This is a genomic window from Nocardia gipuzkoensis (genome assembly GCF_021183645.1).
Lineage (GTDB): Bacteria > Actinomycetota > Actinomycetes > Mycobacteriales > Mycobacteriaceae > Nocardia > Nocardia abscessus.
Genome location: NZ_CP089225.1, coordinates 7,278,078 through 7,295,852, shown reverse-complemented (window position 1 = coordinate 7,295,852; position 17,775 = coordinate 7,278,078). Strand labels below are relative to the sequence as shown.

Here is a 17,775-nt window from a genome sequence, read left to right as displayed (position 1 = left end):
ACGGTCTAGCGCGGCAACGTAATCCGCGAGTCGCTCCGGGTCGCGAGCCGACACCGGCACGACCTGCCCGCCACTGAACCGCGTCTGCGCTCGGCGGTCCACGTACTCTTCGATCACCACATTGGCGTTGGCCCCGCCCGCGCCGAACGAACTCACCGTCGCACGGCGCGGCCGCGCCGGATCTCCACCGGGCCACCGCAGCGGCCGGCTCGGAATCCGGAACGGTGTCGCCGCGAAGTCGATATTCGGATTCGGTGGTGTGGCGTGCAGCGACGGCACGATGGTCGCGTGGCGCAGTTGCAGGAGCACTTTCGTCAGCGCCGCCACACCGGCAGCCGCTTCGAGGTGTCCGACGTTGGACTTCACCGAGCCGATGGGCAGCCCGGTCACGCCGGAGCCGCCGAAAACCTTGGCCAGACCGGCGATTTCGATCGGGTCGCCCAGGGCGGTGCCGGTGCCGTGCGCCTCGATGTAGGACACCGATGCCGGGTCGACCCCGCCGACGCGCAGCGCCGAGCGGATCACCGCCGCCTGCACGTCGGGATTGGGCACCGTGAATCCGTTGACCCGGCCGCCGTGATTGATCGCGGTCCCCTTGATGACGCCGTAGATGGTGTCGCCGTCGGCTTCGGCGTCGGCCAGCGGCCGCAGCACCATCGCCCCGACGCCCTCACTGGCCACGTATCCGTCGCCGCCCGCGCCGAAGGAACGGCACCGGCCGTCGGTGGAGGCGAACTGCCCCTGGCTGAGCGCGACGAACTTGTAGGGATGCAGCGACAAATTGACGCCGCCGACCACCGCCAGCCGGCATTCGCCGGTGCGGATGCTCTGACAGGCCAGGTGCAGGGCGGTGAGCGAGGACGAACACGCCGTGTCCACCGCCATGCTCGGCCCTTGGAAATCCAAGGCGTGCGACACACGGTTCGGGATGCTCCAGAACGTCGACCCGGGCAGCGTGCCGCGCCCGAGCCGCGATTCCTCCGCCCCGAACATCTGGTAGGTGCCCCACATGACGCCGACGAACACACCGGCTTGCTCCGGCCGCAGACCGCCCCGGGCCAGGTCGGCGCGGGAATGTCCGGCGTCTTCCAACGCGGCCCAAGCGGTTTGCAGGAACAGCCGCTCCTGCGGGTCCAAGATCTCCGCCTCACGCGGCGAGATGGCGAAGAACAGCGGATCGAAACAGTCGACGTCATCGAGGAACCCGCCCCACTTGGTGTAGGAGGTGAACGGGTTGTGCCGGTCCGGGACGAAATAGCGCGTGTGGTCCCAGCGGTGCGGTGGGATCTCGGTGACGCAGTCGCGTCCCTCGACCAGCACGCGCCAATACTCTTCGAGCCCGTCCGCGCCCGGGTAACGCCCGCTGACACCCACGATCGCGATATCCCCTATCGCGTCGGCGTGATAGCCGGAATTCGAGCCGTGCGCTGCGTTGGGCACGGTCGGTGTCGCAACTGAGGCAAACGAGTCGGCAGTTGCTCGTCGCGGCGCGAACTCGTGTGCGGACTCTCCCTCATCGCGCAGGGGGCGTTCGGCAGGGGTCGACGCACTGTAGGTGTCGGGTTCGTTCTCGACTGCGGTGATTTCACCGTCCGACGCCCGCCGCGCGCTGGCGCCTGCGGCTGCGTTCGGTGGGACCGAGGCGACCGCTGATGCCACTGCGGGAGCGGACATCAGCGCCGCCGATCGCACGGATGAATTGCCATGGAACTCGGTCGACTCCCCAGCCGACGCCAACCGCACCAGCAGGCCGACGACCGCGCGCGGTGTGGGGTACTCGAAGGCCAGCGTGGCGGGCAACCGGTGCCCGCTCGAGCGCGACAGTTCGTCGCGGATCTCGAGGGCCGCGACCGAGTCCAGCCCGAGTTCGTGCAGCGGCCGATCGAGATCGGCGTCGGGTGCCAGCCCGAGGCAGCGCCGCACCAGTGCCTCAGTTCGGGCGGACAGGTCCGAGCCATCGCCCGCGGCGGAGACGTTCGCGGCGGGCGATGGCGATGGCGCGACCCGATCCCACAGCACCTCGGGCAGATCGGCGCCGGCCACACCCGACAGTTCCAGTGGCATGGTGGTGAGCGCACCGGCCGCCGTGGCATCGATCAGGTGGGCGAGAGCATCGAGCGCGCGCTCCGGGTACAGCATGCCGTAGCCACGCCGGGCCAGCCGCTGCACCGCACCGCTGCTGAGCCGCTCGACCATTCCGGTCTGCGCCCACGGACCCCACGCGATCGACAGCGCGGGCGAGCCCGACGCACTCCGCAACTCGGCCACCCCGTCGAGGAAGGCATTGGCGGCGCCGTAGCTCGACTGGCCCGGTAAACCGACCACTCCCGCGGCGGAAGAGAACAGCAGGAAGAAACGCAAGGACCGAGACGCGGTCAGCTCGTGAAGATGCCAGGCCCCGAACGTCTTCGGCGCCAGCACCCGCGCGGCCCGCTCGGCTGTCTGCTCGGCGATCACCCCGTCATCGAGTACCCCGGCCAGATGCACCACCCCGGCCAGTGGTGGCAGTTCGCGGTCGATCCAGTCCAGCGTGGCCGCCACGGCAGCGCGATCGGCGACGTCGAGGGACCGCACCCGGATCCGGGCTCCACGCCCTCGCAGTTCGGCGATGACCGACTCTGCCCGGGCGTCGGGTGCCGACCGTGCGGCGAGCACCAGATCCGGCCACCCGCGTTCGACGAACCAGCGAGCCAGCCGCAACCCCACACCACCGAGACCACCGGTGATCAGCACGGTCTGCCCCACGCCGGAACCGGCCGGGGAGCCGCCGGGTACGGTGTCCATCGGCACGAGCCGCGGCACGCGCCGACGTCCCTGGCGCAGCGCGAGCTGACCCGGGGCAGCGGGTGTGACCAGCGCGTCGACCACGGCGTGGATATCGGTCAGGTAATCGAGATCGAGAACGTGGCAACCGATTTCGCGGTGCTCGAGCTGTGCGCTGCGGGCGAAACCCCACAGTGCGGAGTGCTCCGGTGTCACTCGATCGGCGGAATCGACCCGCTGTCCGTGCCGTGTGACCAGCCACACCGCCGGCTCGCCCGCCAGTGCCGCGGCCTGCACCAGATGCAACGCACTCGCCACCAGACGCTCGGCGCGGACCGGCGGGGGCGCATCATCGGCCGACAGCGCGGCCGCGAAGACGATCCCGCGCAGCGGTGTGCGTGCGTCGCCGGCCGCGCCGAGCAGTGCGCGCACCGCCGCGGGCGCGTCCAAGTCGACCTCGAACTCGTTCTCGGCACGAAACCCGAAACCGCGGCCGGGCCGGGCGAGTGCGCAGTCCGCACCGCGTGCCCGTAAGGCGTCGGCGAGCCCGTCGGTGAAGTCTCCGGCCGCTCCGATGATCAGCCAGCGTCCGGTTGCGGCGGTAGGCTGCGCCGATTCGGCTTCCCGCCAGTCGATCCGGTAGGTATCCGCGACGACCCGGTCACTGGACACACGGGCAGAAGGTGGCCCGTCCGGTGTCGGTGTCGGCATCACTCGCAGTCCGTTCGCGACCACCACCGGGTAACCCTCCTCATCGAGCAGTCGAACATCGGCGACGCACAGCTGTGGCGTCTGCTCGACGACGCGCACATGGCCGAATCGAACGGTGCCCGCGGCGGCCGAGACGAAGACCCGGTCCACGGCGAACGGCACCCAGGTCTGCTCGCCTGCTCGCGGCGACATCGCCGCGTATGTGGCTTGGAACGCCGCGTCCAGCAGAACCGGGTGCACCAGGCCCGCACCGCCGTCGATGTCGGGATCCGACAACGTCACCAGGGCTTCGCGCGGGCCGAAGCGCACGTCGACGACACGGCGGAACGCGGGGCCGTAAGGCAGACCCGCCTGGGCCAGCAGTTGATAGAAGTCGCTTCCGGCAAGAGTTTCCGGGCAGCGTGGAAGGACCTGCGCCGGGCTGGGACCGTCCGGAATCCGGTGCGGACCCGCGAGAACGCGGGCGCGCGCGTGGTGACCTGCGCCTTCGGTCGTGACCCGCACCGCCATTCCGTCGGTGGTCGGCTCGAAACTCACCCGCACCTGCCGCGGCCCGGTCAGCGTGAGACCGCTGGTGATCACCAGGTCGTCGATCGCGACGACGTCACCGGCGAGGAGTTCGCGCGCGGTGTCGGCGATGGTCGCGACGAACCAGGCGCCGGGAACGACCACAGTCCGATCCACGACGTGGTCGGCCAGATAACGTGGGGAGTCCGGGGCGAGCGTCACATCGAAATGCGTTGTCACGCCACGAGATTCCGGACTGATTGCGTTGCCCGCGTGGTGATCGAAGGTCAGAGCAGTCCCGGTTCGCATGGGAAGGTTCGCGCGCCCATTGCTCGGTTCGGCGAGCGTGTCCCCCCGTCGCGGACCAAGGCCCGCTTCTCGGACGGGAATGGCACCAGGAGCCGAATGTGCGGCCCGGCCCGGAAGCTCTGCGGAAGTGACGCTCGGATCGGGAAGCACGTCTTCGGGTCCAGCCGGAGCGGTAGGTGTCGCACCCGGCTCCGGCAACGCGCCACCGGAACTCCCATTCGGGTGCCCTGCGGTGAAGACGAGCGCGGCTGCGGTCGTGGCGTCGCCGGATCGATGTGTGTGGTCGGCGTTCCCGGTGGTCATGGAGTTCTGTGTCGAAAGCAGGTCAGCGGTGCGGGCCGAAAGCCCAGGGTGCCCTTCGGAGGCGCTGCCGGGTGCCGCAAGCGCGGCTTCCGACCGGGCCTCGACCCAATAACGTTGCCGCTGGAAGGGGTACGTCGGGGCGAGCACGCGCCGACGGTCGTGCGGGCGGTGGACCTGTTCCCAGTCCACCGGCACGCCACCGACGTACAGGTGGCCGAGGGCCGTCATCATCGTCTCCCGGTCGCCGCGCCCGCGTCGCAACGACGCGACGAACCGTGCCGAATCCCCCAGCACTCGCTTGCCGAGCGCGGACAACGTCGGCTGTGGCCCGATCTCGAGGAACACATCGATTCCCAGCTCGGCCATGGCGCGCATGCCCTGAGCGAAGCGCACGGGCTGACGAGCATGCCGCGCCCAGTACTCCGGGGTGAACTCCCCCGCGCGCAGCGGCGCCCCGGTGAGGTTGGACACCAGCGGAATCGCGGGATCGGTCATCGTGGCGCGCGCCGCCGCCACGGCGAGGTCGTCGAGGATCGGATCCATCGCCGCCGAATGGAAAGCGTGCGAGACGGTCAGGTCCGCGGTCCGGAAACCCTGGGCGGACAGTTCTTCCCGAAGCAGATCGAGCGAACTGTGTGTTCCGGCGACCACCACTTGGGCCGGTCCGTTGTACCCGGCGATCGACGCCGTGGGTTCATACCGCGCGACCAGCGGCGACACCTGCTCGGCGGGAGCGTCGACGGCCAGCATCCCGCCCCCGTCCGGCAGGCGCTGCATCAGTCTGCCGCGCACGGCGACAAGTCGCAGAGCGTCCTCCACGGCCATGCCGCCCGCCGCGCAGGCGGCGACGTACTCGCCGACACTGTGCCCGAGCACCGCGGCCGGGGTGATTCCCCATGACCGCCACAGCTCCCACAACGCCCATTCGACGGCGAACAACACCGGCTGGGTGAACACCGTGCGCCGCAGCAGCTCGGGACCGTGCTCGCCGTACACGGCGTCGATCAGCCCGATGCCGTCCTCGATCGGTCCCAGCACCGCGTCGCAGTGCCGCAGTGCCGCGCGGAAGACCGGTTCGGAGTCGAACAGCTCGCGCGCCATGCCGGGGTACTGCGCTCCCTGTCCGGTGAACAGCAGCGCCACCTTCGCTTTCGATGTCCGCTCCACCCGGCCGCGGAGCAGGGTCGGCGGCCGGTCCCGCAGGTCTCGCGATGCGGCGTCGCCGGTCGCGGCGACGACCGCGAGCCGCTGCTCGAAATGCGTTCGGGCGGTGGCGGCGGTGTAGGCCAGATCCCCCAGAGACACACGCGCCGAGGCGGTTTCGTACGCCCAGAGCTGCGCGAGGTCGGCGAGGGCGGATTCGTCGCGTGCGGAGAGCGCGAGTACCTGCGCGGTCGGCGATTCCGGTCGCGGGGCGGGTGTGGGGTCACCCTCCGACACGATGACGTGCGCGTTGGTACCGCTCATGCCGAACGAGCTGACCCCGATCGCCGGTCGGTGCACGGTCCGGGGCCACTCCCGCGCCTCGCCGACGACTTCGAGCGGCAGTCCTGCCCAATCGATCAGTGGGTTCGGTGTGCGGAAATGCAAGCTCGGCGGAATCCGGCGGTGTTGCAGCATGAGCACGGCCTTGATGACCCCCGCGACACCGGCGGCGCCCTCGGTGTGCCCGATATTGGTCTTGACCGACCCGACGAGCAGGGGCTGTGCGCGCCCCGCGCCGTACACCTCGGCCAGTGCGGTGGCCTCGATCGGGTCGCCGAGCGGGGTGCCGGTGCCGTGTGCCTCGACGTAGTCCACCGCGTCCGGCCGCATGCCCGCCCGGTCCAGTGCGTCGGTGATGACGCGTTGCTGGGCCGGGCCGTTGGGCGCGGTGAGACCGTTGGACCGTCCGTCGTGATTCACCGCGACGCCACGCACCACGGCCAGCACCCGATCGCCGTTGCGGCGGGCTTCCGACAGCCGGGTCAGTACCAGCACGCCGCAACCGTCGGCGCGAACGTAGCCGTTGGCGTCGGCGTCGAACGCCCGCGACCGTCCGTCGGGCGACAGGGAAGCCAGACGGCAGAAGCCGATGGTGGTCTCCGGGGCCAGTTGCAGATTGACACCGCCCACCAGCGCCAGATCGCAGCGACCCGCGCGCAACCCGTCCCAGGCCGATTGCAGCGCCACCAGCGACGAGGAGCACGCCGTGTCCAGCGTCATCGCCGGCCCTTGCAGCCCGAGCACGTAGGCCAGTCGCCCGGCCGCGACGCTCGGCGCCGAACCGATGACGGAGTAGGCGCCGATCGCGGTCGGGTGGGCGGCCCGGGTCGGCGTGCTCGGGTACTCGCTGAAGCACTGGCCGACGTACACGCCGGTGCGGCTGCCCGCCAGACCGCCGGGTGCGCGCCCGGAGCGTTCCAGCGCCTCCCAGCTGGTCTCGAGCAGCAGGCGTTGCTGCGGGTCCATCGCGCGCGCTTCCGCCGCGCCGATGCCGAAGAACGCGGGATCGAATTCGTCCGCACCGTCGACGAAACCGCCCCAGCGGGTGTACATGCGCCCCAAGGCCGCGGGATCGGGGTCGTAGTAGGCGTCGATGTCCCAGCGCTGCGGCGGCACCTCGGTGATCGCGTCGCGGCCCTGCCACAGCAGATCCCAGAAGTCCTCGGGTGTGCGCACGCCGCCGGGAAAGCGGCAGCTCATTCCGACGATGACGATCGGGTCGTCGTCGGAATCGTTCTGGTCGCTCTCCGAGCCGTTCGATACCGACAGTGTCGAACTCTGTTGCTGCACAGGAGGTTCCGGTAACGCCGTCTCCGAGAGTGTCGAGGTGTCTGCCGCGGGGCTGATGCTCACGATGTTGTCGGCCGACCCACCCGCTTCGCCTTCGGTAGGCGCGGGCGCGCCCTTACGGTGCAGGAACCGCGCGATGTCACGCACGGTCGGGTAGTCGAAGACGAGCCCGGCGGGCAGCGGCATTCCGATCTCGGCGGCCAGCGCGGCTCGCAGCTCCATCCCCGTGAGGGAGTCGACTCCGGTGTCGTGCAGCGGCAGATCCGGGTCGAGTTCGCTCGGGCGGTCCAGTACCCGCATCGCGACGCGCTGCACGAGCGCCTCCCAGGGCGCGACGTCGTTCGACGCGGGCCGGGGCTGCCGTGACGTCGGCTGCTCGGTCCGCAGGGGGGCAGACGGCGCCGCGACCTGCGACGAGCGGTTGGCGTACCACCGTTCCGGCACGAAAGCGAACACACCCGGGACAGTGCTGTCGTGGCGAACGAGATGACTCAGCGCCGCGACGGCATCGCCTTCGTACAGCGGCGGCAGACCACGCCGGGTGAGCCGCGCGGTGACCTCGGCGCGACCGGCGGCCATGCCCACATCGGCGAACGGTCCCCACCCGATACTCAGCGCGGGCAATCCCTCGGCCCGCCGTCGCCAAGCCAGCGCGTCCAAGGCCGCGTTCGCGGCGGCATAGTTCGCTTGACCGGGGGTACCGAGCACGCCCGCGACGGACGAATAGGTGACGAACAGTTCCAGCGGCTGGTCGCGGGTGAGCTCATCCAGGTGCAGCGCCGCATGATATTTGGGTCGCAACACGGTCTCGAATCGCGACCAGGTCTGTTCGGTCACCACGCCGTCGTCGAGCACTCCCGCGCAGTGGACCACGCCGTGCAAGGGCGGGAAGCCGGAGTCCGCGATGGCATTCAGCAGTGCCGCGACGGACGCGCGGTCGCCGACATCGGCCTGGTGCGCCGTCACGCGGGCGCCGCCGGTGCGCAGTGATTCCAGCAGCCGCGCACCTGCCGCGTCCGGCGCTCGACGGCCGACCAGCACGAGATGCCGGGCTCCACGGTCCACCAGCCACCGTGCGGCCGCGGCGCCGAGGCCACCGAACCCGCCGGTCACCAGGTAGGTGCCATCGCTCGACGGATCACCGCCCGCGGCGGTCGGGGTGTCTCGGCCGAGCAGGACGATGCGGCCGGGATGGCTCCGGTGCGACATGGCGCGAAACGCTTCGGCGGCACGATCGATGCCGTGCACCGCGTGCGGCAGCGCATCGAGTGCGTGTTGCTCGAACAGCGCCATCACGCCGCGCAGGATCTCCCCGAGCCGCCGCGGGTCGGTAGCGGCCGGATCGAACTCGCGATGGTCGATCTCGCCGCTGCGGTGGGCGGTTTGCCGCTGTACCGGGTCGACGACGTCCACGAGTCGGCCGTCCGCGTGCAATATGCCGACCGCCTGCGCGGCGAAGTCGTCCCCCAAGGTGTGCACGACGACATCCATGCCGTGCCCCGCGGTCGCCGCCCGGACGTGGTCACCCACCTCGTGGTGCCAGGTATCGATCTGCGTGACCGGCAGTCCCGCGCTGCGCGCCCAGCGACACAGCGCGGCGGTCGCGAACACCTGCGCCCCGGCGTGCGCGGCCACCTGCACCGCGGCCATCCCGACGCCGTCGGCCGACCCGTGCACGAGCACACGATCCCCGGCGCGCACGCCGCCGACATCGAACAGCGCGTACCAGGCGGTGGTGAACGCGTATGGCACGGTCGCCCCTTCAGCGAACGTGAGGCGTTCCGGCAGTGGTGCCACCATGCCTTGGTCGACGGTCACGTGACGGGAGAAACAGTCCCTCGCCAAGGCGACGACACGATCACCGACCGCGAAACCACCCACCCCCGCCCCCACCGCGGTGATCCGGCCCGCGCATTCCGCCCCCAGCGGCACCGCACCATCGGGATGCAGGCCCGAGGCCACCCACAAGTCACGGGCATTGAGTCCGGTGGCGGCGACAGCGATCTCGACCTCTCCGGCTCCTGGCGCGCGTCGAGCGGCGGGTTCCCGTCGCATCCGGTCGACATCGCCGGAACGGTGCGCGACCAGCCGGTAGTCGTCCGAAGGTGCGGGGCCGTCGGCGAGCCGAGCCGTCAGCCAACGTCCGTCGCGGATCGCGAACTCGCCGGCGGCGCGCTCGCCGAGCAAGCCCTCGACGATCGGCGCGCTGTCCTGGCCGAGTTCGGCAGGCACGTCCAGCAATCGGCACCCGAACTCCGGGTGCTCGGTGGCCAGTGTGCGACCGAAGCCCCACAGGAGAGCCTGATCGGGATCCGGCCGGTCGGCGGAGGTGACGCGCTGGGCGTTCACGGTCAGTAACCACAGCGCCGCGGGCCGGTGCGCTGCCGCGTCCAGTGCGCGCGTCACCCGCAGGGCAGCTTCGATGCGGGTCTGCGCGGACGCCGCGGTCCACGCGAAGACGATGCCTTGCACCGAGTTCGTGGCAGCGAAGGGCGAGGCCGTATCTTCTGGGCGGACAACCAGGGTCTCAGCTCCGCGTGCGACCAGCCCGCCCGCGACGGCGTCGCCGACCGGCCCGTCAGCGAAGATCAGCCAGCGGCCCGCGGCATTCCCCCGTGCGGGCGCAGCGCTCTCGGCCGAGACCCACTCGACGTGGTGCAGCAGGCCCATGGGCCTGGACGAGTCCTGCTCGGCGGCAACGACTTCCGGAGCGGATTTCGCCGCGATCAAGCTGACCCCGTGCAAGCTGGCGAGCGGGCGCCCCGATGCCGAATACAGTGTGGCGTCACCGACGATGACGCGCGCGCCGCGTTCGGTCACCCGTACCCGGCAGCGGACGATCGTGTCCCCGACAGTCGGGCTGCCGAAGAATCGAGCACGATCTATCCCGGAGGGCAAGAACAACCCCTCCGCGGCATCGGCGGTCAGCACGATGCTGTGCAGACACGCATCGAGCAGGACCGGGTCGAGCGTCGCCGGAAGGTCCTGCGGCAACCGGAAGACGGTCTCCGCGTCGGTGTCGCTGACCCGCCGGAACTCGGTGGCACAGCGGTAATCGGGCCCCAGGTGCAGGCCCAGCCGCGCCACAGTCTCGTAATAGCCGGGCCATATCCCACGCTCCGCAGCGTGTCCCACTGGCTCGTGCGGTGGCGCTGGAGCCGTCTGCGTGGCGGTGAGTTTCGCGTGCGCGTAGCTGGTCCGGGCATCGTCGGAACCGACGAAGCGCACATCGTAGCCGTCCGACCCGCGATCGAGCATGACTCGCACGACCGCTTCGGCCGCGACCTCCAGCGGCGTCACCAGGCGCAGGCCGGTGACCGCCCAGCCGCCCGGCAGCTCAGCGGCGATCTCGTGCAGTTGAGCGCACAGCCAAGCGGCGGGCACCGTTGGCACACCACGTAGCCGATGCCCTGCGAACATCTCGGGCGTGAGTCGCAAGGTGCGCGAGGACGTGGGCCATGTGCGAGGCTCGGCAGCGGAGTCCACTTGCTCGAGTGGTCGCGCCGCAGCCGCCTGGGCGGCGGTGAGTTTCACGGGGCCGCCGGAGCGGGGCTCGAGTTCCAGCCAGTGCCGCTTGCGCTGGAACGGGTAGGTCGGTAGGTCGACTCGGCGCCACGGCCGACCGGAATACGCTGCCGCCCAGTCGATCTCCGCGCCGCCGACGTAGCGACCGGCCAGCTCGGCCGCGCCACTCGACACCCCGACGACCGATCCACTCGCTGTGCTCCCGGTCGCGACGTCCTCCAGCGCGGCACGCAGCTGTGCGCCGGTGTCGAAGCCGATCGCCACCCGCTCGCCGAAATGCGTGCGACCCACCGCCGCCGACGCACACAGATCCACCAGCGCCGTGTCGGGACGGGCGGCCAGCAGATCCCGATACCGAGCCGCCAGTGCCCGCAGGGCATCAGCGTTCTTCGCCGACAGGACCAGCAGGTGAGGTCCGGAATCGTCGGCGGCAGCGGCCTCCGGCGCCTGCGGTGCTTCTTCGATCACCACGTGCGCGTTCGTCCCGCTGATCCCGAACGCGCTCACGCCCGCGCGCCGCGGCCGCTGTGCGTGGCGCCACGGGCGCTCCTCGGCGACCACCCGGATAGCGACCGAATCCCAGTCGATGTGCGGATTACCCGACCGGAAGTGCAGCGAGGCGGGAATGCGCTCGTGCCGCAGGGCCTCGATCACCTTGATGATGTTGGCGATGCCCGCCGCGGCCTGGGTGTGCCCGAGATTCGACTTCACCGAGCCGATCCACAACGGCGCGGCCTCGGTGCGGCCCTCCCCCAGCACGGAGGCGAGCGCGTTCACCTCGATCGGATCGCCGAGCGCGGTGCCGGTGCCGTGCGTCTCGACGTAATCGATGTCCCCGGCCTCGACCGCCGCGTCCGTCAGCGCCGCCCGGATGACCCGTTCCTGCGCCGGACCGTTCGGCGCGCTCAACCCCTGACTGCGGCCATCGGAATTGACCGCAGACCCGCGGACCAGCCCCAGCACACGATCGCCGTCCCGTTGCGCGTCGGCCAGCCGCTTGAGCACGAGCACTCCCGCGCCGTCACTCCAGACCACGCCGTCGGCGCGCGCGTCGAAGCTCTTGCACCGCCCGTCGGCGGCCAGGCCGCGCGCTCGCGCGAAGTAGATGTCCAGCGAGGGGGTGAGCACCACCGTGGCCCCGCCTGCCAGGGCGAGATCGCATTCGCCGCTGCGCAGGCTGCGCACCGCTGTATGCACGGTCACCAGCGAGGACGAGCACGCGGTGTCGATGGTGAGGCTCGGACCGTTCACGCCGAGGAAATACGACAGCCGTCCGGAGGCGACGCTTGCCAGGTTGCCGGTGCCGAACCAGGCGTTGGGGGCGACATCCGCCCGCGCCATCCGTTCGGCGTAGTCGTTGGACATCAACCCGACGAAGACGCCGGTCCGGCTGCCCTCCAGACGGCTCGCGGGATAACCGGCGTGTTCGAGCGCCTCCCACGAGGTTTCCAGCAGCAGCCGCTGCTGAGGGTCCAGCATCCGTGCCTCGCCCACGGAGATGTCGAAGAATCCGGCGTCGAATTCCTCGACACCGTCGACGAAACCACCCCAGCGGGTGTAAGTCTTGCCCTCGGCATCCGGGTCCGGATCGAAGAAGGCTTCCACATCCCAGCGGTGCGTGGGCACCTCGGTTACCGCGTCGGCTTCGGTGGTGAGCAGATGCCAGAGGTCGGCGGGCCCGCGGACGCCTCCGGGGTAGCGGCAGCCCATGCCGATGATCGCGATCGCGTCGGCGTAATCCTCAGGAACGGAGCGAGATTCGGGTCCTGTGAGTTGAGTCACGTCCGGTGTACTAGGTGTAACCGGGAGTTCGGCTGGGTAACCCGCGGGGGTGAGCTGCTCGGAGATGCGCGTGATCGGTCGCTGTTCGGCCTGCTCCCGTGCCGTGCGGCGTGGGGCGGGTGCGGATTTCGCCCCGAGCCTGGCGATCTCCTGCGATACCGCGGCGACGGTCGGATGATCGAACAGCAGGGTGGCCGGAAGCCGTACCCCCAGATCGGCGGAGAGCGCGTTGCGCAATTCCACGGCCATCATCGAATCCAGCCCGAGTTCGCGCAGCGGCGTGCGATCGGCCACGGCGGTGGTGCGGCCCAGCGTCGTCATCGCATGGGCGCGAACCAGCTCCAGCAGTTCGGCCGGGTCGCGCGAGTCGCGCACGTCCTGCTCATCGACCTGACCGACCGTTTCCTGCTCCGCGGCGACATTCGCGACGGCGGGGAACACCGCGACGACTCCTTCCGCGGCCACCAGCGAGCGCAACGCCCGAGCGCCGTCCTCGACAGCCAATTCGGCGACGCCATGGCGCACCCACGCTCGGCGGGCCGCATCGTTCAGTCCCTCAGCCATGCCGGTGCCCGCCCACGGACCCCACGCGATGCTCACCGCGGGCAGCCCTTGCGCCGAACGCAGGCGAGCGAGGGCATCGAGGTAGGCGTTCGCCGCAGCATAGTTGCCTTGGCCGGCGGTGCCCACCACGGCGCTGACCGACGAGAACAGCACGAACAGATCCAGCGACCGGCCTGCGGTCAACTCGTGCAAGTGCCAAGCGCCCGCGACCTTGCCCGCGAACACCCGCTCGAGGTGTCCCGAGGTCTGCTCGATCAGCAGCGCGTCGTCCAGAACGCCCGCGCAATGCACCACTCCGGCCAGCCTCGGAAGCTCGCCGCCGAAACGACCGATCAAACGAGACAGCGCATCCCGATCCGCCACATCGGCCACCGCGGTCTCGACGCGCGCACCCAGGGCGGCGATGCGCGCCACCTCCTGCTCGTCTCCCCCAGCCGGGGCACTGCGACCGGCCAGCACCACCGTGCCCGCACCGGCCTCGGCCAGGACTCGCGCGGCGGTCAACCCGAGCGCTCCGCGTCCGCCGGTGATCAGATACGCCGCAGCGCGATCCAGCCGCGGCACCGTCTCGACGTCCTCGGACGGCCGCAGACGCATCGTGTACCGCTGGCGTCCGCGCAGCGCAACATCGTAATCCACTGCCTCCGACGCGATTTCGTTCACCAGGCGGTGGTCGTCGCAGCCGGCGCCGACGGGCAGATCGATCAGTCGGCAACCCAACTCGGGAAGCTCCGTGCGCACCACCGTGCCCAGCCCCCACAGCGTCGCGGCTGCCGGACGCACAGGTTCTCCGGGCAACGCGCCGGTCGCCCCCACGGTCACCAGATGCAGCGGCCCGTAGGCGACGGTCCGAGCCATCGCCCGCACCACGCCGAGGGCGAACTCCGTTTCCGTGCGCGCCGCGTCGGCACTGTCGTCCGCCTCGACATCGGCGAGGTAGATCACCGCGCGGCCGTCGCCGGGCCAGACGGCCGGATCGACCGTACGCTCCACTGCCACCGCATCGGTGCCGGTAGCGCGCAACGCGGCGGCGAGCCGGTCCGCCTGTCGGCCGACGCCGATCACCAGCACCGGGGCGATGCCTTGTCCGCGCGGCGCCGCCGCGGCAGGCTCCCAGGCCGGACGATGAGTGAAGCGCGACATGCGATCCCGATCCTGCGACTGCCCGGCGGTGCCGGACTCGGCGAACCATACGTCTTCGATATCGCAGATCACCGTGTCGGCGGTATCGAAGACGGTGATGCGAATCGTGCGGCCGGTGCGCTCGGCCAGCGCCCACGCCCGCTCATCGGCCTGCGCCCCGGACAGCCGCAAACGGCCGATACCCACCGGCAACTGGGCCGCGCGATCGCCACGGGTCACCAGCGCGAGCCCGGTCTGCACCGCGGCGTCGAGCAGGCACGGCAGCCAGGCGTCCGGTTCACCGGCGAGTTCCGCCGGGCGCGTCAGTTCGGCGAGCACGCTGTCGGCACCGAGCCGCAGCCGAGTGATCCAGCGGAACCGCGGACCGAACGTCAACCCGGCATCCGCGCAGCGACGGTAGAAATCGTCGGTCTCCCACTCGGTGGACGGCGTGAGCCGCGCCGCGGACAGCCTTCCGGAATCGCGCGGCCGATTCGAGGCGGCTCGAACTACCGCGGACACCGCCGTGACGCTGCCGTTGTCGACCTGGAACCGAACTTCGGTGCGGCCCTCCCCGACCGACACCTGTGGCGCATTCAGTTCATCCAGCGGCACCGGCCGTGCGGCCACGAAGTCGATCAGCTCGTCGTCGGCGCCGCCTGCCGCGCGCAAGGCACGCAGCGCGAGATCCGCCGCGGGCACCACCGCGCGATCCCGAAACCGGTGCTCGGCAAGGTATCCGGTGTCCGCGGACGGCACGGTGATCCGCACACGTTCGAAAGGATAGGTGGGCAGCCCGTTGCGCCGGCGCGCGTCCGGGGGCACCACCGCGCTCCAGTCGATCGCCGCGCCCGCGCAGTACAGGTCGCCGATACCGCGCAACAGCACCTCGTCATCCACGGACGCACGGCGCATGCTCGGCACCCACAAGGCGTCCGGGTCGGCTTGCCTGCCGAACTCCAGCAGCACCGGATGCGGTCCCACCTCGAGATAAGCATCCACACCGAATTCGGCTACCGAGCGCACACCCTCGGCGAAGCGGACGGTGCCGCGGGCATGCGCACGCCAGTACGCGGCATCCATCGGGGCCTCGATCCGTGCGCCGGTCACGTTCGACACCAGCGCAATCGCCGCCGCACGCGGGGCGGGCACCAACTCGGCGACCCGCGCCTGGAAGTCGTCCAGTATCGGATCCAGCAGAGGCGAGTGAAACGCCGTCGCGCCGGGCAGCCGCACGGTGCGAACCGATCGTTGCTCGGCTGCTCGCAGCACCTGGCCCACCGCGTCCACCGCACCGGAGACGACGAACTGCCCGGGGGCGTTGACCGCGGCCACCGACAGACTCGCCGCGAGATCCGCCAACAGCGCTTCGAATTCCGCGGGCGCGGCGAACACCGCCGCCATCGCCCCTTCCTGTGCCACCGCCTGCATCAACCGACCGCGCTCGGCTGCCAAACGCAACCCGGTAGCGAGGTCCAACGCACCCGCGACGGTCGCGGCCACCAGCTCACCGAGGCTGTGTCCCAGCACGACGTGCGGCCGGATGCCGAATGACGACCACAGTTCGGCGCATGCCCATTCGATAGCGAACAGGGCCGGTTGGGCGTACTCGGTGCGGGCCAGCAACTCCTGGTTCGCATCGAACAGCACCGATCGCAAACCCATCCCGCCGGGAAGCGACCCGAGTAGCTCGTCACAGCGGTCGAGTGCGACGCGGAAAGCCGGATATTTGCGGTCGAGCGCCGCACCCATCCCCGCGTACTGGGCGCCCTGTCCGGTGAACAGCATCGCGACCCGCGGCTCCCCCGAGTCCGGGTCGGTCGACTTACCTGCCGGGGAGGCGAGTTCGCGTGCGGCCTCCTCGGCCGTGCGCGCCACGACCGCGCGCCGATGGGCGAAATGCGTTCGCCCCAGCGCGGCGGTGGCGGCGACATCGCGGAGCGGGATGTCCCGCCGATCGAGATGCTCCGCATAGCGATGACGCAGCGCGTCGAGCGCCGAAGCGGTGCGCGACGAAAGTGTCAGCAGCACAGGGTCTTCCGATTCCGCGCGCGCCGCTGGTTCGGGCGCCTGCTCCAGCACCACGTGCGCGTTGGTGCCCGCGAAGCCGAACGAACTGACCCCGGCCAGCCGCGGTCGGTCGGTTCGCGGCCACTCGACATCGCGGGTCGGCACCGCCAGCGCCGTGCCGTCCAGCGTGATCTTGGGGTTCATCGTGGCGAAATCGTGCTGGCGTGGGATGCGTTCGTGCTCCAGTTGCAGCACCACCTTGATCAGCCCGGCGACGCCCGCGGCCGCCTCGAGGTGACCGATCTGCGACTTGACCGAACCGAGCAGGCACACCGAGCCATCCGCCCGCGGCGCGCCCAGAACTTTGGACAACGCCTCGATCTCGATCGGATCCCCGAGCGGCGTGCCCGTGCCATGCGTCTCGACGTAGCCCACCAGGTCGGCGGCGCAGCCGGCGTCGCTCAGGGCATCGCGCAGCAGTTCCCGCTGCGCCATCGGGTTCGGCGCGGTCAACCCCATGGACCGGCCGTCGTGGTTCACACTCGATCCCCGGATGACCGCCCTGATCGGGTCACCGTCGGCGATCGCCCGCGAAAGTGTCTTCAGGACAACGACACCCGCGCCCTCGCCGCGCACGTACCCGTTCGCCCGCGCGTCGAAGGGACGGCAGTGGCCGTCCGATGAGAGCGCCCCCATCCGGGCCAGCGCCTCCGAGGTGAGTTCGGATTGCAGCAGATTCACCCCGCCCGCCAACGCCACGTCGCACTCCCCCGCGCGCAGACTGCGGCACGCCTGATGCACCGCCACCAGCGACGACGAACACGCCGTGTCGATCGCCACCGCGGGACCGCGCAACCCGAGCACGTAGGACACCCGCCCGGCCACGATGCTCGACATCGTCCCGGTGAGGGTGTGCGCGTCCACCGAGTTCACCCAGTCCGGTGTGATCGTGCGCTGGTATTCCTGCCAGCTGACGCCGAGGAACACGCCGGTGCGCGCCGCGGCCGGGCCGTCCGCGACCAGGGCGGCGTCTTCTATTGCCTCCCAAGCGACTTCCAATACCAGCCGCTGCTGCGGATCCATCGCCGCCGCTTCGCGCGGCGCGATGCCCAGGAACTCCGCGTCCATGGCATCGATCGCACCGGCGAGCAGACCGGCCCGCCGCCGCGCTCGCCGAGGCGCCGAATCCGTTACGGTCCAACGGTTTTCCGGCGCCTCGACGATCGCGTCGCGGCCCGAGGTCAGCAGTTCCCAGTACTGCTGCGGGTTTTCCGCGCCGCCGGGGAAGCGACAGCCGATCCCCACGATGGCGATCGGCTCGCGCTGCGGCCCTGCCTCCAACTCCTGAATTCGGCGGAGTGCCCGCGTCAGCAAGACCCGTAGGTCGTACCCATCATCTGACAT

1 protein-coding gene (cut by a window edge) is annotated in these 17,775 nt (G+C 70.6%); it reads right to left on the bottom strand.

Going from position 1 to position 17,775, the window contains the following annotated elements; translation table 11 throughout:
• A protein-coding gene (locus LTT66_RS33250; protein ID WP_233062462.1) for a type I polyketide synthase crosses the window boundary here: on the bottom strand, positions 1 to 17,775 show its 5' portion. The gene continues 4,050 nt to the left of window position 1, outside the view; 17,775 of the gene's 21,825 nt are visible here — the first part of the coding sequence; its start codon is at positions 17,773 to 17,775; its stop codon lies off the left edge, out of view.